This window comes from Plantactinospora mayteni, assembly GCF_016862935.1.
Lineage (GTDB): Bacteria > Actinomycetota > Actinomycetes > Mycobacteriales > Micromonosporaceae > Plantactinospora > Plantactinospora mayteni.
On sequence record NZ_BONX01000023.1, the window covers coordinates 198,730 to 216,335 of the forward strand.

A 17,606-nucleotide genomic window follows, 5' to 3' on the forward strand; every position below is an offset into this window, starting at 1 on the left:
GTGGGTGGGCGCACCGGCAGGGCCAGGCGGTGAGGTGGGGCGACCACCGGCGACCACGGGCATACCCGGGCGGTCAGGGCTCGACCAGGCCGGACTGGTAGGCGTACACCACCAACTGGGCGCGGTCCCGGGCGCCCAGTTTGACCATGGCCCGGCTGACGTGGGTACGCGCCGTGGCCGGACTGACCAGCAGGCGACTGCCGATCTCGTCGTTGCTCAGCCCCTCGCCGACCAGCCCCACCACCTGCCGCTCCCGCTCGGTCAGGGTGTCCAGCCGAGGATGCGGGCGGAGCACCCGGGACGGCCGGGTGGCGAACTCCTTGACCACCCGCCGGGTCACCGACGGGGAGAGCAGCGCCTCGCCGCTGGCCACCAGCCGGATCGCCCGGAGCAGTTCGACCGGCTTGGTGTCCTTGGTCAGGAAGCCGCTGGCACCGTGCCGGAGCGCCTCGAAGACGTACGAGTCGAGTTCGAAGGTGGTCAGCACCACCACCCGGGTACCGGCCAGCTCCGGGTCGGCGACGATCCGCCGGGTCGCCTCGATGCCGTCGATCCCGGGCATCCGGACGTCCATCAGCACCACGTCGGGACGCTCCCGCCGAGCCACCGCGAGCGCGCCCAGCCCGTCGGCCGCCTCCCCGACCACCCGCAGGTCGGCCTCGCTCTCGACCAGTGCGCGCAGCCCCAGCCGGACCAGGTCCTGGTCGTCCGCGATCAGTACCCCGATCGGCGTGCTCCGCTCGGTCACCCCGCTCTCCTCCCCGGTCATCTCCCCTCCCGTCAGCCCCGCGCCTCGGCTCAGCCCCATGCCTCAGCTCAGCCCCGCGCCTCGGCGGGCAGCCGGGCGAAGACCCGGAACCCGCCCCCGGGGCGCGGCCCGACCTCCAGCGTGCCGCCGAGCGCGTCGATCCGCTCCCGCATCCCGGTCAGCCCGTGGCCGTCCCCCGGACCGGCCGGTCCCGACCCGCCGTGCCCGGTGTCGACCACCTCGACCGTCACGTCGGCCGGCAGGTACCCGATCCGGACGGTCGCGGCGGCGGTGCCGGCGTGCCGCAGCACGTTGGTCAACGACTCCTGCACCACCCGGTACGCGGCCAGGTCGACCGCCACCGGCAGCGGCCGGCGCTCCCCGGTGACCTCCAGGGTGACCGTCAGCCCGGTCTGGCGCAGCCGGGCGGTCAGCGCCGCCACCTGGTCCAACCCGGGCACCGGAGCGCGGTCGACGGCGGCGTCCCGGCGGACCACCGAGAGGGTGACCCGCAGCTCGTCCAGTGCCTCCCGGCTGGTCCGGCTGATCGCGGTCAGCGCCGTCTCCGCCTGCTCCGGACGCTTCGCCAGCAGGTGCAGGGCGATCTCGGCCTGCATGTTGATCGCGGCCAGCCCGTGCCCGACCACGTCGTGCACCTCCTGGGCGATCCGGAGCCGCTCGTCGTCGGCCAACCGGCGGGCCTGCTCGATCCGGTCCCGGGCGGCGGCCTCCCGGTTGTTCCGCACCGTGGCACCCACCGCGAACGGTACGACGACCCACGCCGCCCCGGGGAGCAGGCCGGGAAACCCGACCGGTTCGCGCAGGGACACGAAGACGTGTACCAGCAGTAACGCCAGGGCCGGGGCGCAGCCGAGTACCGCCCGACGGATCGGCAGGTGCCGGGCGACCGTGTAGACCGCGACGAAGAACGAGACCAGGATCGGCCCGTACGGATACCCGGCCACCAGGTACGCCGTGACGGCCACGGTGGAGAGCGCCAACGTGACCAGCGGCCAGCGCCGGCGTACGACCAGCGCCAGTGCCGCCACCGCGACCAGCACGTACGTCGGAGTCCCGATCGGCGCGGCGTCCGGGAAGTTCTCCGCCGCGCCGCGGGTGCCGAAGTAGCCGAAGACCAGCAGCACGAACGCGAGCACGGCGTCGGCCAGCAGACTGCTCCACCGCCTGTCGGCCCGTCGCACCCCGCCGTCCACTTCCCGACCCTGGATCGCCATCTGTGCCGAGGATGTCATGTCGGCGCCCCTCCCAGCAGGCCGCGTCCGCGCAGAACTCAGAGGATGTCCCGGCGGTGCAGGTACGCCCCGGCCAGCAGGACGAAGCCGAGCAGGTACCCGGCGAGGACCACCGCCGCCTGACCGCCGCCGACGACCGCGGCCACCCCCGGGGTGTCCGACCCGGCGCCGAATGCCGCCGCCAGCGCCCCCGCGTTCGGGCCCGGCAGCCCCTTCTGGAGTTCCGCCACCCAGTCCAGGATCGGCGCGGCGACGGCGGCCAGCAGGTTCTGCACGGCGAGCAGCCAGACCAGGCCGAGCCCGATCGGCAGCGCCACCCCGCGCAGCAGCACCGCCAGCAGTACGCCGAAGCCGGCCCAGACCATGCTGATCAGCCAGCCGCTGCCGATCCCGAGCGCGAGGTCACCGACGGCCGGCCAGTGCACCGGCTGCGACTCCGCGACCGCGATCAGCAGGCTGGCCAGCGCGCCGACCGCGAAGAGGGTCAGCACCAGCACCAGGGTCGCGGCGGCCAGCACGAGCAGCTTGCCCAGATAGACCGCCAGCCGGGACGGTCCCTGGGTGAGCAGGGTCTTCCAGGTGCCCCAGGCGTACTCGGCGCCGACGGTGAGCACCGCCAGGATCAGGGCGATCGCGCCGATGAAGACCGGCAGTCCGCCGATCGAGTTGCCGACCAGCCGGTCCGGCAGCAGCGCGTCGAGTGCCCGGTCGCTGAGCACCCCGCCGGAGCCGTCGGCGTAGGCGGCGTACGGGGCCAGATAGGTGAAGACCAGGCTGAGTACGACCGCGACGGTGAGCAGCAGCCACGTCCCCGGTCGACGGACCATCTTGATCGCTTCCGCTTGCCAGCTAGCCCACATGGCCGGCCCCTCCTCCGGTGAGTTCGAAGAACACCTGCTCCAGGTCCCGCTCCAGCGGGCGCAGTTCGCGTACCGCCACTCCGGCGCCGACCAGCTCGGTGTTGAGCCAGGCGGCCCGGTCCGGATCGACCGACAGGTCCAGCCCGCCGTCGACCACCCGCACCCGGTCGGGGCCGAGCAGTGCGCGTACCCGCTCCTCGGCGCCGTCCAGCGGTTCGGCCAGTACCCGCACCCCGGCCGTGCCGCGCAGCTCCGCGACCGTGCTCTCGGCGACCAGCCGGCCCCGGGAGACCACCCCGACCCGGTCGCAGATCTGCTGCACCTCGCCGAGCAGATGGCTGGAGAGCAGTACGGTGCAGCCCGCCGCCGCGAGCCGGCGGATCAGGGCCCGCATGTCGGCCATCCCGGCCGGGTCGAGCCCGTTGGTCGGCTCGTCCAGGATCAACAGCCGGGGATCCTTCAGCAGGGCGGCGGCGACGCCGAGCCGCTGCTTCATCCCGAGCGAGTAGCTGGCGTACCTGTCACCGGCCCGGTCGGCCAGGTCGACCATCTCCAGCACGGTCCGGATCCGGATCGGCGGGGTGCCGGTGAGCCGGGCCAGCACCCGCAGGTTGTCCCAGCCGGAGAGGTAGGGATAGCAGGCCGGCCCCTCGATCAGCGCGCCGACCCGGTCCAGTTGGCCGGGGGCGCCGGGTGGCCGGCCGAACAGCCGGACGGCGCCGGCGCTGGGCCGGACGAGGCCGAGCAGCATCCGCAGCGTACTGGTCTTGCCGGCGCCGTTCGGGCCGAGGAACCCGTACACCTCGCCGGTCCGTACGGTGAGGTCGAGCGAGTCGACGGCGACGAGGTCGCCGTACCGCTTGGTCAGGCCGCTGGTCTCGACCGGGTGCGGCGGCCCGGCGCCCGGAACGATCGGGCGGGAAAGTGTTTCCGTCATGCCCTAGACGATCCCGCCCGCCGGGCCCGGCGGCGTCGCCCCGCGAGCGACCTCCGATCTACGCCCGCTGACGTAGTCGGCCGGACCCTGGCGACGCCGGTTCAGCCGGCGGCGGCCCGCGCCCGTGCGACGATTCAGCCCGGCGGGTGCGGCGGTTCAGCCGGCGGCGGTCAGAGCCCGCGACGACTCGGCCCGGCCGGCCCGCCAGTTCAGCCGGCGGCGGCCAGCACGGCGGCCTCGACCCGGTCCCGCTCGGCCTCGTCGGGCCAGCTTCCGACCAGGTAGAAGGCGTCGACCACGTCGCCGCCGAGGGTGGAGATCCGGGCTGCCCGCACCTGGGCGCCGGCCTCGTCCAGCGCGCTGGTCACCCGGTAGAGCAACCCGCCCGCGTCGGCGGCCCGCAACTCCAGCACGACGGCGTCGGTGGCGGCGGCCCGGTGCCAGACCACCCGGGGTGGCGAGCCGCCGCCCCGGGCCGCCAGCGCACGGCCGCGCAGCCGCTGGGTCACCGAGACGTCGCCGGTGACCGCCCGGCGCAGGTCGGCGGCGAGCGCGACCGGATCCGGCGGGGTGCCGTAGCGGGGCTGCACCAGGAACTCGACCAGGGCGGTCTCCTCGACCATGCTGGCGTCGGCGGCCAGCACCTCCAGCCGGTGCAGGGCCAGGCATCCGGCGACCGCGGCGAGCAGCCCCCGCCGGTCCGCCGCGGCCACCGCCACCCGGTCCCCCTCCAGGTGTACGGCCGGCAGCGGCCCCGCCACCAGCGCCGGATCCGGGGTCGGCGGCTCGGGGAGCTGGCCGGTGTCGAGCCGGGTGTGCACCCGGCGGACCAGTTCGGCGATCAGCCGGGCCTTCCAGTCCGACCAGGCGGCCGGCCCGGTCGCCTTGGCGTCGGCCCGGGCCAGCCCGTGCAGCAGGCTCAGCGTGCTGGTGTCCCGCACCGCCTCGGCCACCCCGGCGATGGTGACCGGGTCGGCGAGGTCCCGCCGGGTCGCCACCTCGGGCAGCAGCAGGTGCAGTCGGACCAGTTTCTCGATCAGCGCCACCTCGACCGGGCGCAACCCGATCCGGGCCGCGATCCGGGCCGCGATCGGCGCCCCGACCAGGCTGTGATCCCCACCCAACCCCTTGCCGACGTCGTGCAGGAAGGCGGCCAGCAGCAGCAGGTCGGGCCGGTCCACCTCGCGGGCGTACCCGGTCGCCTCGGCAGCGGCCTGCACCAGGTGCCGGTCGAGGGTGTAGCGGTGTACCGGGTTGTGCTGCGGCAGGCTGCGCATCCGGGGCCACTCCGGCAGCCAGCCGTCGACCAGGCCGTACCGGTCACAGGTCTCCCAGGTGCCGACCAGCCCCGTACCGGCGCCGAGCAGGGTGATCAGCGCGGCCCGGGCGGCCGGTGGCCAGGGCGTCGGCAGCGGCGGACAGTACGCGGCCAGCCACTCGCAGGTGGCCCGGGCGATCGGCAGCCGGGCGCTGGCCGCGGCGGCGGCGACCCGCAGCGACAGGCTCGGGTCGGGGCGGGCCCCGATGGCGGTCCGGGCGAGCACCAGTTCGCCGTCCTGCTCGACCACGTCCCGGGCGACGGGACGGCGCAGCGGCCGGCCGTCGGCGCCCCGGCGCCGCCCCGAGCGGAGCCGGTCGGCGGCCCGCCAGGCGTCGTCCAGGGCGTGGCTGATCGTCCGGGCGTCCCCGGCGACCTGGCGCAGCAGTGCGTCGCCCAGCTCGGCGACCCCGTTGGCCGGCCCGGCCCCGTCCGGCGGGAGTTGTCGGGGGGCGGGGTCGTCGGGTGGAAGCTGTCGGGGGGCGGGGTCGACCGTGCCGCGCCGGAGTTGACGCAGCCCGAGCAGGCCGGCGACGGTGGCCCGCTCCTGGGCGAGCAGCCGGTCGACCCGGCGGCCGACCGAGGTGTGCAGGGCGTCCCGGGTGTCCAGCATCCGCAGGTGCGCGGCCCGGACGGCCGGGCGGAGCGTGTCGCTGATCCCGGCGAAGGCGATGGCCCGAAGCAGCGCCACGTCCCGCAGGCCGCCGGCCGCCTCCTTCAGGTCGCCTTCCAGCAGGAACGCCAGCTCGCCGTGCGCCTGCCAGCGGGTCGCGGTGATCTCGCGCAGCGCCGGCAGCGCGCGTACGGCCGTCCGCCGCCACTGGTCGGCGGCGGCACCGACCAGCCGGGCCGAGAGTTCCCGGTCCCCGGCGACGTGCCGGGCGTCCAGCAGGCCGAGCGCGACCTTGACGTCGTCGTGTGCGACGGAGAGCGCCTCGGGGATGGTCCGTACCGAGTGGTCCAGCCCGAGCCGGGCGTCCCAGATCGGATACCAGAGCGCGGCGGCCAGCTCGTCCATCCCGGGCACCCCGGCGTGCAGCAGGACCAGGTCCAGGTCGCCGCAGGGGGCGCACTGTCGCCGGCCGAGCCCGCCGACCGCAACCAGGGCGACTCCGTCGGCCGAGGTCGGGTCGGCGGCGCCCCGCTTGCCGGCGGTCTCCCGCAGCCCGGCCGTGAGCAGCCCGGTCAGCCACGCGTCGAGCGCCGCCGCTCGCTGCTCGCGGGCGGCGGCGCCGATGCCGGGGATGACCAGGGGCCTCGGGTCGACCTGACCGGCGGTCAGCGGCACGGGTCCCCTGGTCATCGTGGCGATCTCCCCCTAGAGCGCGTCGAGGCCGCGCTCGCCGGTACGGACCCGGATGACGTCCTCGACGCCGGTCACCCAGACCTTCCCGTCACCGATCTTGCCGGTACGGGCAGCCGTGACCACCGCGTCGACCACCTTGTCGACGTCGATCTCGTCGGTGAGTACCTCGACCCTGATCTTCGGCAGGAACTCGACCGTGTACTCGGCACCCCGGTATACCTCGGTGTGGCCCTTCTGCCGTCCGTACCCCTGGACCTCGCTGACGGTCAGGCCGGCCACGCCCAGGGCGTGCAGCGCCTCCTTGACCGCGTCCAGCTGGTACGGCTTGATGACCGCAGTCACCAGCTTCATATCCAACCCCTCCATCGCAGAAACGTTAGCCGGCGACCTTTTCGCTGACCGGGGCGGCGGGCTCCTCCGCCGGCGTGCTGCTGTTCGGCGTACCGATTCCGGCCATGGCGAACGCGCCGCCGCTGCCGGAGGCCGTGGAGAGGTCGTACCCGCTCTCCGCGTGCTCCGCGATGTCGATGCTGTCGACCTCGGCCTCCTGGGAGACCCGGAAGCCGATGGTCTTCTCGATGGCGAAGGCCAGCAGCCAGGCGATGCCGAAGGACCAGATCGTGACGACCAGGCCGGCCAGGGCCTGCCGACCGAGCTGGGTCACGCCGCCGCCGTAGAAGAGGCCGTCGGAGGCACCGACCACGTCGCTGATCGCGCCGTTGACGCTGTTGGTGGCGAAGAGGCCGAGCCAGAGCGAGCCGATCCAGCCGCCGACGAAGTGCACGCCGACCACGTCGAGCGAGTCGTCGTAGCCGAGCTTGTACTTCAGGCTGACCGCGAGCGCGCAGACCGCGCCGGCGACCAGGCCGAGGATCACCGCCGCCCACGGGGCGATGAAACCACAGGCCGGGGTGATGGCGACCAGGCCGGCGATGGCACCGGAGGAGGCGCCGACCAGGGTCGGTTTGCCGCCCTTGATCCACTCGATGATGATCCAGCCGAGTACGGCAGCGGCGGTGGCGAGTTGGGTGTTGATGAAGGCGAGCCCGGCGACCGAGTCGACGGTCAGCTCCGAACCGGCGTTGAAGCCGAACCAGCCGAACCAGAGCAGGCCGGCGCCGAGCGCCACCAGCGGGATGTTGTGCGGCTTCATGACCTCCTTGGGCCAGCCGAGCCGCTTGCCGAGTACCAGCGCGACACCGAGCGCGGCGGCACCGGCGTTGATGTGCACCGCCGTGCCACCCGCGAAGTCGAGCGCGTGGATGTCGGCGCCGATGAAGCCGCCGCCCCAGACCCAGTGCGCCACCGGGAAGTAGACCAGGGTCGCCCAGCCGAAGGCGAAGAGCAGCCAGCCGGCGAACTTGGCCCGGTCGGAGATGGCGCCGCTGATCAGCGCGACGGTGATCACCGCGAAGACCATCTGGAACGCCATGAAGACGTAGAGCGGGATGCCGATGCCGCTGGGGTTCTCGGCCGTCGCGCCCCACAGGTCCGTCTCGGCCAGGAAGGTCTTGGTGCCGAGGTACTGGGAGATGTCACCCCAGAAGCCGTTCACGTCCGAGCCGAACGCGATGCTGAAACCGTAGAACCACCACAGAACAGAGATGAGCCCGATGGCGGAGAAGCTCATCATCATCATGTTGAGCACGCCCTTGGACCGGTTCAGGCCGCCGTAGAACAGCGCCAGACCGGGCGTCATGAGCAACACGAGCGCCGTCGACACCAGCAGCCATACGGTGTTGCCGGAGTCGATCGTCGGTGCTTCAGGCACGCTGGCCTCCTAAAGTTTGGTTACCCTCCTTCCCGGCCCACCGAGGCAGCATCGCCCGTACGCCGGTTGCGCGGAAGCTTCCTGGCTGGAGGTTTCACCCGTGGTGCCCACTTGGTTTCCGTGGCGTCACGGGTTGTTTCCAACGTGTGAAGAAGCCCGCACTATCGCTGGAACGGACAGGGGCATATCAGCCGAATAGCCCACCGCAGATGCACGGAAAGCGACACGCGGCTACCGGAGCATGTAAGGCGGTTACCGGAGCGCGTACTCCAGGGTGTGCCGTTCGTAGTCGAGCAGCCGCAGATCGCGCATTGGGCGCCGGAGGTGACCCTTGTGCACGATCCGGACGAACGCCGGGTCACCGGCCGCCGCCATCCGGCGGATCCCCTCGACGTGGTCCACGATCCGCTTCCGGATGGTCCGGACCAGCCGATGCCGGTCCCGGGGGATCAGCCCGTACGCGTCGGCGAAGAGCCGCAGTCGGCGCGGCCGGTTCGGCCGTTGCCAGCCGAGGGTGTAGGAGTCCCGGTCGGAGAAGAGCGGCACCCAGGTCCAGGCCGCGTACGCCACGTCGTAGATCCGGGCACCCGGCGAGGCGAGGTCGAAGTCGATCAGGGCCAGGGTGCCGTCCGGCCGCCAGATCACGTTGTGCGGGGCGGCGTCGTGGTGACAGATCACCTCGGTGTCCGGCGGCGGTGGCCCGAACGACCGCCAGACCGCGTTCGGCGGCGGCTGGAAACCATATTGCGCGTCGTGGAACATCCGCAGCATGGTGGCGACGGTGGCCAGCGCCTCGTCGGTGACCCAGTGCGGGGCGAGCGGGTATTCCCCGCACTCCCCCTCCAGATACGACAGCACCTCGCGGTTGCGCGAGTCCATCCCGAGGGCCCGGGGCGAGCCGGTGAAGCCGACGTATTCCAGGTGCCGGAGCAGGGCGTGCACCGAGGGGGTCCACGGGCCGGCGTTGCGCCGTACCGTGTCGCCCACCCGCACGACGGTGCTGACGTTCCCGCCGTGTAGCGGGATCTCCTGCGAAGTCACGTACGTCTCTCCTGAAGGAGCGGCGCTGGAACAGCGGCACCAGGCCCGCGCCCGGGACGGGGCGGGGTGTTACGAAACAGTCCCCCGAGATTACGCGTCGACGCCAAGCGGCTCGGTGCCGAGGAGCGCGTCGACGAACTGCGCCGGATCGAAGGGCGCGAGATCGTCCGGACCCTCGCCCAGCCCCACCAGCTTGACCGGGATGCCGAGCTTGCGCTGCACCGCGATCACGATGCCGCCCTTGGCGGTGCCGTCGAGCTTGGTCAGCACCACGCCGGTGACGTCGACCACCTCGGTGAAGACCCGGGCCTGCTCCAGGCCGTTCTGCCCGGTGGTGGCGTCCAGCACCAGCAGGGTTTCGTCCACCGCACCGTGCCGGGAGACCACCCGCTTGATCTTGCCCAGCTCGTCCATCAGGCCGACCTTGTTCTGCAACCGGCCGGCGGTGTCGACCAGCACCGTGTCGACGGACGCCTCGATGCCGCGCTGCACCGCGTCGAAGGCGACACTGGCCGGGTCCGCCCCCTCCGGGCCCCGGACCACCTCGGCGCCGACCCGGCCGGCCCAGGTGGTGAGCTGCTCGGCGGCGGCGGCCCGGAACGTGTCGGCGGCGCCGAGCAGCACCGTACGGCCGTCCGCGATCAGCACCCGGGCCACCTTGCCGCAGGTGGTCGTCTTGCCGGCACCGTTCACCCCGACCACCAGCAGTACCGCCGGGGTGCCGCCGTCCCGGGTCGCCCGCAGCGACCGGTCCAGCGTCGGGTCGAGTACCCCCACCAGTTCGTCGGCGAGCAGCGCCCGCAGCTCGGTCGCGCTCCGGGTGCCGAGTACGGCGGTCCGCTCCCGCAGCCGGTCGACGATCTCCCGGGTCGCCTCGACCCCGACGTCGGCGCCGATCAGGCTGTCCTCGATCTCCTCCCAGACCTCCTCGTCGAGATGGTCCCGGGAGAGCAGGCTGAGCAGGCCCTTGCCGAAGACGTTCTGCGACCGGGAGAGCCGGGCCCGCAGCCGGACCAGCCGCCCGGCGGTCGGCTCCGGCCGCTCGACCACCACCGGCGTCTCGACCTCGGCCGGTGCCGGCGGCGCCTCGGCGGGCGGGGTCAGCACGTCCGTCGGCGGTACCGCCGTGGGGGTCGGCGGCACCGGCGGTACCGGCGGCGCGGGCGGGATCGGCGGCAACGGCGGGGCGGCCCGGCCACCCCGGCGGCTCACCACCAGACCGATCGTCAGGCCCACCGCGAGGAGTACCAGCACGCCGGCCACGATCAGCATGACGACGAGGTTGTCCATATGGGCGATCCTGTCAGACGCCGGACGGCTTGGCGCAGCCGCCGCACCTGTAGCCGGGATGTCCCGCACCTGTATCCGGGATGTCCCGCACCCGTGCCGGGTGTTCCGCACCTGTGCCGGGGTGTTACAGCCGAGTAGGCTCGCCGCGAAGCTCCCCGGTGGCGCCCGCGATCGGCGGGGTTGGAGGATTCGGTTCGCCACCCCTCGTCCGCTCGGAGGTCGCGCCATGTCCAGCGCCCGGCTACTGATCGGCCCGGTCCTGCGCCGGGTCGTCGGCTCCAGGGCCACCGTCTGGGTGGAGACCGACGGGCCGGCCCTGGTCCGGGTCGACACGCCGGACGGCGCGGCCGGCGAGGCGGCCACCTTCAGCGCCTTCGGGCACCACTACGCGATGGTCGTGGTGGACGGGCTGGCGCCGGGCCGGGCCACGCCCTACCAGGTCTTGCTGGACGGCGAGCAGGTCTGGCCGGAGCCCGGGGCGACCTTCCCGCCGAGCGTGATCCGGACCCGCCCGGCCGGCGACCACGGGGCACGGCTGATCTTCGGCTCCTGCCGGGAGACCACCCAGCACGCCACCGCGCGGAAGCTGCCGCCGGACGCGCTCGACGCGTACTCCCGGCGGTTGATGGCCTCGGCCGGGAGCGGCGGCGGCGCCGACGGGTGGCCGGACCTGATCGTGCTGCTCGGCGACCAGGTCTACGCCGACCAGACCTCTCCGACGGTACGCAAGCTGCTGCACCGGCGGCGCGACCGGAGTGCCGGCGCCCCGGCCGACCAGGTGGTGAGCTTCGACGAGTACACCAAGCTCTATCTGGAGTCGTGGCGGGATCCGGAGATCCGCTGGCTGCTCTCCACCGTGCCGAGCGTAATGATCTTCGACGACCACGAGATCATCGACGACTGGAACACGTCGAGGCCGTGGCGGGCCGAGACGCACCGCCAGCCCTGGTGGCCGGAGCGGATCTCCAGCGGGCTCGCGTCGTACTGGGTCTACCAGCACCTGGGCAACCTCGAACCGGACGAGATCGCCGCCGACCCGGTGTACGCCAAGGTGGTCGCCGCCGAGGACGCCACCTCGGTACTGCGCGAGTTCGGCGCGCGGGTCGACGCCGAGGCGACCGGCTACGACGCCGCGCTGGGCCGGGGCGAGTCACCGGCCCAGGCCGCCTCGCCCGGCCGCTACCAGTGGAGCTACTCCCTCGACGTCGGCCGTACCCGGCTGGTCGTGCTGGACAACCGGTGCAGCCGGGTACTCGACCGGGCGCACCGGGCGATGCTGCCGCCGACCGAGTGGTCCTGGTTCACCGACCAGGTGCACGGCGAGTACGACCACCTGGTGGTCGGCTCGTCGCTGCCCTGGCTGCTGCCCCCCGGCATCCACCACCTGGAGTCCTGGAACGAGAAGCTGGCCGACTCGGAGCGCCCCCGGGTGGCGGCGTTCGCCGAACGGCTGCGCCGGGCGCTCGACCTGGAGCACTGGGCCGCGTTCCGCCGGTCGTTCGACGCGCTCGCCCAGGTCTTCGCCCGGCTCGGCAGCGGGCCGGCCGGGCAGCCGGGCGACCGGGTCGGGGCCGGGCCGGCGTACCCGACACCGGCGTCGATCAGCGTGCTCTCCGGCGACGTGCACCACTCCTACGTCGCCCGGGCCCGGTTCCCCGGCGGGCCGACCAGCACTCCGGTACACCAGTTGACCTGCTCGCCGATCCACAACCAGATCCCCGGGCCGATGCGCCCGCTGCTCCGGCTCGGCTGGTGGCGCGGCCCGTCCGTGGCGGCCCGGGCGCTGGCCCGGACGGCCGGGATCAAGCGGCCACCGGTGCGCTGGCGCAAGCTCGACGGACCATACTTCGGCAACGCGGTCAGCACGCTCCAGCACCAGGGCCGCACCGCCGAGGTGACCATCGAGGGCACCACGCCGGACGGCACCCTGCACACGGTCGCCCGGCGTACCCTCACCCGCTGACCGTCGCCGCCACCGCCGGCCGGGGAGTCTGGTCCGCGTCGGCGGCGATCCGCAGCGCCTCGACGAGTTCCCGATAGAGCTGGTCGCTCGCCAACAGCTCCGCGTGGCTGCCCCGGGCCCGGATCCGGCCCTCCTCCATCACCACGATGGTGTCCGCGTCGATCACCGTGGAGAGCCGGTGCGCGACGGTGACCACCGCCGCCTCGGCGGCCCGGGCCTGGATCACGTCGTGCACGGCTACCTCGGTGAGCCCGTCGATCTGCGCGGTCGCCTCGTCCAGCAACAACACCTCAGGGGTACGCAGGATGGCCCGGGCCAGCGCGATCCGCTGCCGCTCGCCACCGGAGACCGACGACGAGGTCAACGAGGTCTCCAGCCCCTCCGGCAGTGAGTCGATCTTGGCAGTGAGCCGTACCTGTGCCAGTACCCGGCGGATCTCCTCCTCGCTGGCGTCCGGATAGGTGAAGAGCAGGTTCTCCCGGATGCTCCCCGGCACCACCGGCGCCTCCTGCTCGACGTACGCGAGCCGCTGGCGGATCTCCGCGTGCGTGTACTCCCGGTACGGCCGGCCGTCCAGCGACAGTTCACCCTCCTGCGGCTCCAGGAAGCGCAGTACCAGCGAGAAGATGGTGGTCTTCCCGGCACCGGAGGGCCCGACGATCGCGGTGTGCCCGCGTCGCGGGACGGCCAGGTCGATGCCGCGCACCGCCGGGGCGGCGTCCGGGCCGTACCGGGCCGAGACGCCGCGCAGTTCGAGTACCGGGCCGTCGGCGTCCGGCCGGGCGGTGCCGGGGTGCCGACGGACCGCCTCGGCGGCCGGGCTCTCCAGCTCGATCGCGTCGATCTGACGGATCCGACCGGCCGCGGCGATCCCCGACTGCAACGCGGTGACGTTCTGACTGATCTCGGTGATCGGCCCCATCAGGCCGAACGCGTAGAGCAGGAAGGCGATCAGGCTGGAGACCTCCAACTCGCCCGCGCTGACCCGCGCCGCCCCGATGCCGAGGATCAGGATGATCGCCAGTTGGACGCCGGACCAGACGACCGTCCAGGCCGTCGCCTCCCGGCGGGCCGCCCGTACGCTGAACCGGGCCACCTCGCCCGCCTCGGCCAGTACCCGCGCGGACTGCCGCTCCTCGGCCCGGCTCACCTTCACGGTCCGGATCGCCCGCAGGGTGCCCTCCAGCAGTCCGCCGAGCCGGCCGAGGTGCTCCTGAGACCGCTCCTGCGCCTTGGCGATCGCCGGCATGAGCGCACCGAACAACACCGCGACCACGATCACCGCCCCGACGGTGGCGCCAAGCAGCACCAGGTCGAGTACGCCCATCAGGATCAACGTCCCGGCGAGCATGACCGTACCGTTGATCAGGCCGATCAGGCTCGCCGAGGCGGCCTGGTGCAGCAGTAGGGTGTCCGAGGTGACCCGGGCGACCAGTTCGCCGATCGGCCGGCGGGTCACCTCCGGCACGGTGGCCCGGAACAGCCGCCGGACGATCGACGCACGCGCGTCCAGCACGATCCGCTCGCCGAGCGTGCCGAGCAGGATCCACTGCCACAGCCAGATCAGACTGCCGACCACGAGCAGTACGCCGAGCGCGATCACCGGCCCGGCCAGCGACGCCGAGCCCCCGAGCGAGTCGAGCACCCACTTGGTGACCATCGGCGAGGCCAGCCCGGTCGCCGAGCCGATCAGGGCGAGCAGCAGACCGAGGAGCAGTTTGCCGAGGTGTGGCCGCGTGAACGACCAGAGGATCCGCAGTCTCCCCCAGGAAAGTTGATCACTACCGGTCTCTTCCGCTACAGGCATGCCCTCTAGTGGAGCATGACTGTTCCATTAGAGGCAACCTCTATTCAAGATGGGAGGTATGTTGTCTAAACTCTGCGTCATGGCGGACAGGTCGACCATCGACGTCGAGAGCCGGGCCCGGGCCCGGACCAGGCGGGCGATCCTCGACGCCGCGATCACGGTCCTGTCGCAGCACAGCACCGCATCCCTCGGCGACGTCGCGGACGCGGCCGGGGTGGGCCGGACGACCCTGCACCGCTACTTCCCGGAGCGCGCCGACCTGCTGACCGCGCTCAGCACCGACGTACTGGCCCGGATCGACTCCGCCGCCGAGCGCGCCCAACCCGACCGGGGCCCGGCGCCGGACGCCCTGGAGCGGATGTGCCAGGAGTTCTTCGAACTCGGCGACATCCTGATGTGCGTCTTCTCCCAGCCGGAACTGGTCAACACCACGGCCTGGGAGGAGTGCAGCGAGGCGGACAAGGCGCTGATCCGGCTCGTCGAGCGCGGTCACGCCGAGGGCACCCTCGACCCGGCCCTCGACCCGATCTGGGTCCAGCAGGTGCTCTGGTCGACGCTCTACGCCGCGTGGCAGCACACCCGGGAGCACGGCGTCTCCAAGCACCGCGCCCTGGACCTCTGCCTACGCAGCCTCCGCAAGGTGGTCGCGGCAGTACCCGGCTGAAAGTGCGACCCAAGATTCTTGGCGAATTGTGGTTCGCAGCGAGCCACAATTCGCCAAGAATCTTGACGCCCTTGCGCCGGGGGCGCCAGCGGGCGGGGTGGGCGGGTGATCATGCGATTATGTGGCGATGACCTGGACCGCACCCGATGTCGAGCGGCACCGCGCACCAGTGGTCGCCGACGAGCGCACCATGTTGGACGGCTGGCTCGACTTCCACCGGCAGACCCTGCTGACCAAGTGCGCCGGGCTGACCGCCGAACAGCTCCGCACCGCCAGCGTCGAACCCTCCGGGCTGACCCTGCTCGGCCTGGTCCGGCACTGCGCCGACAACGAGCGGTACTGGTTCCGGCAGCAGTTCGCCCGGCTCGACGTACCGTCGCTGTACGCCATCCCGGAGCAGCCGGACCGCGACCTGGAGGATGTCGCCGACGCCGATCCGGTGGCCGACTTCGCCATCTTCCGGGAGGAGGTCGAACTCGGCCGGCAGGCCGTCGCCGGCCGCGAGCTTGACGACACCTTCGTCAGCCCGCGCGGCAAGGACGTCAGCCTGCGCTGGGTCTACCTGCACATGATCGAGGAGTACGCCCGGCACAACGGCCACGCCGACCTGATCCGCGAGCGCCTCGACGGTACGACCGGCGAGTAGTCCGACCAGACCCGAGTAGTCCGACCAGCCCGAGTGGCTCGAGTGGACCGGAGTTATCCACAGCCACGGCACACGGGCTCCGAAGTTCGCCCTGAGCCAATAAGGTGCCGGGCAGAAGCGAGGGAAGGCTGGCAGATGGTGCGGGTGGACACCGCCGCGTTGCGGACGGCGGCGAAACAACTCCGCGACGAGGCGGCGGAGGTGGTCGGCGAGGCGGTCCAGGCCACCGGGAACACCGAGGGCCAGACAGTACTGGGCTTCGCCTTCGACCAGTACGGCAGCCACGACGGCTATCAGAGCGTCGCCAAGGCGTGGCGCACCGAACTGGGCTGCCTCGCCGAGGCGCTGCGCCAGCTCGCCGAGGCGATGGAGCAGGCGGCCGACAACTACGACCGGTCCGACGAGAACGCCAAGACCCGGATGGGTGGGGCAGGCTGATGGCCGACGACAACACGCCGCTGCCCCGGCTGAAGGAGCTCCAGCGCGACGTCGGGGAGCAGAACGGCATCTGGAACGCCGGCGCCCTGCACTACTCCCTCCGGGACGCCCTACAGGTCGCCGGACCGACCGGTACACCGTCCACCCTGGACAACCTTGCCGGCGACTACACCCGGGCGGAGCAGCGCCTCGACGCCGCGCTGATGGCGGTCGGCCGGCTGCGGCGCACGACGCTGCCAACGATCTGGGCCGGAGACACCCACGTCGCGGCCGGAGACGCCCTCGCCGCCGCCGAACGCGGGCTGGAGCGCGGGGTCGAGGTGCTGGGCAAGGTCGCGCAGGGCCTGCGCGGGCTGTCCGCCGCCCTCGAGGGCGGAAAGTCGCGGGACAGCGCCGCCCTGGCTCCGCTGCGCGAGGCGTACGAGCTGACCGAGGAGATCACGGCCGGCCCCTTCATCGACCCGCTCAACTACGACGGCGACACGATGCACCGGGCCCACCAGTTGGCCAAGAGCGGGATGGCGGAGCGGGTCGGGGCGCACACCGCGGTCGCGGAGGCGTCCCGCGAGGCGAGCAGCACCTTCCACGACCTCGCGTCGCAGGCCCGGTTGCAGCGGTTGGCCGACTCACCGCTGTCCGCACTGGACGAACTGCTGCTGGCCGACGCCGGCAGCACCGGCGACAGCGTCGACACGGCCGTCCTCTCCGCCGCGATGGCGGACCGGGCGGCCGACCGGCTCGCCGGGATGGGCGAGGCGGACCGGGCCCGGATGGAGCAACTGCTCGCCTCGGCGGGCAGCCCGGAGCACCGGGCCTACCTGATGCGCGCCCTGGCCGCCGGCCACGACATCGACCGGATCACCGAGTTCAACCGGCTGATCGGCCCGTACGGCGACGACCCGGCCTGGCTGCGGGAACATCTCAACCCGCTGGGCGCGGGCGGCCTGGCGGCCGGGCAGCAGCCCACGACGTTCGACGGCGCGGAGTGGACGCAGGGGCAACACCCGACCTGTGTCGCCTCCTCCACGGTCACCGCCCGGGCCCAGGTGGACCCGCTCTACGCGTTGCAGCTCACCACCGGCGGCCACCCGGGCGACCCGGCGTACGACAACGGTGCCGCGTTCGCCGAGCGGCTCCGCGACGAGCAGGTCCGGGTGTACGACGGCGAGCGCTCCTGGCTCCAGGAGCTACCGCTGCTGGGCAGCGACGGGATGACCAACGACCAGTCGGCGACCGTCGCCGACCAGGAGATCGGCGCCCGCACCGGCGCGGACTACGAGAACCGGGACGTGGACAACAGCGACGAGCGCCGCGCGGTGCTGCCGGAGATCGAGCGGGCGGTGGACGAGGGGCACGCCGTGCCCTTCTCCAGCCACGACGACAGCGGCGGGCACCAGATGCTGATCATCGGCCACGAGGGCGACAGGCTCCAGGTCTACAACCCGTGGGGCTACACCGTCTGGGTCGACGAGGACGACTTCGTCAACGGTCGGCTCGGCTCCATCGGCAACGGCGTACCGACCGAGTTCACCAGCGTCCGGCTGCCCGGGTGAGGAGTGCTGCG

At 72.7% G+C, this 17,606-nt stretch carries 15 protein-coding genes; 5 read left to right on the forward strand and 10 right to left on the reverse strand.

The annotated features are described in order from the left end of the window. Nucleotides 1-73 precede the first annotated feature (73 nt). From Pma05_RS17070 to ftsY, 9 genes are all read right to left on the reverse strand, one after another. Nucleotides 74-769 carry a response regulator transcription factor gene (locus Pma05_RS17070; RefSeq protein WP_203858397.1) on the reverse strand — a complete coding sequence of 232 codons (696 nt, stop codon included), beginning with the start codon at nt 767-769 and terminating at the stop codon, nt 74-76. Nucleotides 770-816: 47 nt separating this feature from the next. Continuing rightward, nucleotides 817-1,983 (reverse strand): sensor histidine kinase, encoded by a 1,167-nt coding sequence (locus tag Pma05_RS17075; RefSeq protein ID WP_203858398.1) that lies wholly within the window; start codon nt 1,981-1,983, stop codon nt 817-819. 56 nt (nt 1,984-2,039) lie between these two features. Further along, on the reverse strand, nt 2,040-2,861 hold the full coding sequence (locus Pma05_RS17080; RefSeq protein ID WP_203858399.1) for an ABC transporter permease: 822 nt from the start codon (nt 2,859-2,861) through the stop codon (nt 2,040-2,042). Continuing rightward, complete coding sequence (locus Pma05_RS17085) at nt 2,851-3,798, reverse strand: ABC transporter ATP-binding protein (protein WP_203858400.1); 948 nt, start codon at nt 3,796-3,798, stop codon at nt 2,851-2,853. The genes Pma05_RS17080 and Pma05_RS17085 overlap by 11 nt, the downstream gene beginning before the upstream one ends. A gap of 209 nt (nt 3,799-4,007) precedes the next feature. After that, nucleotides 4,008-6,419: a [protein-PII] uridylyltransferase gene (locus Pma05_RS17090; protein WP_203858401.1), complete on the reverse strand. Its 2,412-nt coding sequence runs from the start codon at nt 6,417-6,419 to the stop codon at nt 4,008-4,010. 15 nt (nt 6,420-6,434) lie between these two features. After that, complete coding sequence (locus Pma05_RS17095; RefSeq protein WP_196205300.1) at nt 6,435-6,773, reverse strand: P-II family nitrogen regulator; 339 nt, start codon at nt 6,771-6,773, stop codon at nt 6,435-6,437. Nucleotides 6,774-6,798: 25 nt separating this feature from the next. Next, entirely contained in the window at nt 6,799-8,193 is a 1,395-nt protein-coding gene (locus Pma05_RS17100) for an ammonium transporter (RefSeq protein WP_203858402.1), read from the reverse strand. Between the two features lie 252 nt (nt 8,194-8,445). Then, nucleotides 8,446-9,234, reverse strand: coding sequence for a phosphotransferase (locus Pma05_RS17105; protein WP_203858403.1), 789 nt, complete (start codon nt 9,232-9,234; stop codon nt 8,446-8,448). 90 nt (nt 9,235-9,324) lie between these two features. After that, nucleotides 9,325-10,524, reverse strand: coding sequence for a signal recognition particle-docking protein FtsY (ftsY, locus tag Pma05_RS17110; RefSeq protein WP_203858404.1), 1,200 nt, complete (start codon nt 10,522-10,524; stop codon nt 9,325-9,327). Nucleotides 10,525-10,750: 226 nt separating this feature from the next. On the opposite strand from ftsY, the gene Pma05_RS17115 reads away from it, so the two are divergent. Then, nucleotides 10,751-12,487 (forward strand): alkaline phosphatase D family protein, encoded by a 1,737-nt coding sequence (locus tag Pma05_RS17115; protein WP_203858405.1) that lies wholly within the window; start codon nt 10,751-10,753, stop codon nt 12,485-12,487. Here Pma05_RS17115 and Pma05_RS17120 read toward each other — a convergent pair. Further along, nucleotides 12,477-14,294 (reverse strand): ABC transporter ATP-binding protein, encoded by a 1,818-nt coding sequence (locus tag Pma05_RS17120; RefSeq protein ID WP_203858406.1) that lies wholly within the window; start codon nt 14,292-14,294, stop codon nt 12,477-12,479. The two genes, Pma05_RS17115 and Pma05_RS17120, sit on opposite strands and share 11 nt — an antisense overlap. Before the next feature lie 79 nt (nt 14,295-14,373). Here Pma05_RS17120 and Pma05_RS17125 point away from each other — a divergent pair, with 79 nt between their 5' ends. The 4 genes from Pma05_RS17125 (at nt 14,374) to Pma05_RS17140 (ending at nt 17,595) form a co-directional block, all read left to right on the forward strand. After that, on the forward strand, nt 14,374-14,958 hold the full coding sequence (locus Pma05_RS17125; RefSeq protein ID WP_239312508.1) for a TetR/AcrR family transcriptional regulator: 585 nt from the start codon (nt 14,374-14,376) through the stop codon (nt 14,956-14,958). Between the two features lie 127 nt (nt 14,959-15,085). Beyond that, on the forward strand, nt 15,086-15,604 hold the full coding sequence (locus Pma05_RS17130) for a DinB family protein (RefSeq protein WP_203858407.1): 519 nt from the start codon (nt 15,086-15,088) through the stop codon (nt 15,602-15,604). Nucleotides 15,605-15,739: 135 nt separating this feature from the next. After that, complete coding sequence (locus Pma05_RS17135; protein ID WP_203858408.1) at nt 15,740-16,042, forward strand: WXG100 family type VII secretion target; 303 nt, start codon at nt 15,740-15,742, stop codon at nt 16,040-16,042. Next, complete coding sequence (locus tag Pma05_RS17140; protein WP_203858409.1) at nt 16,042-17,595, forward strand: hypothetical protein; 1,554 nt, start codon at nt 16,042-16,044, stop codon at nt 17,593-17,595. The genes Pma05_RS17135 and Pma05_RS17140 overlap by 1 nt, the downstream gene beginning before the upstream one ends. The last annotated feature ends 11 nt before the right edge of the window (nt 17,596-17,606 follow it).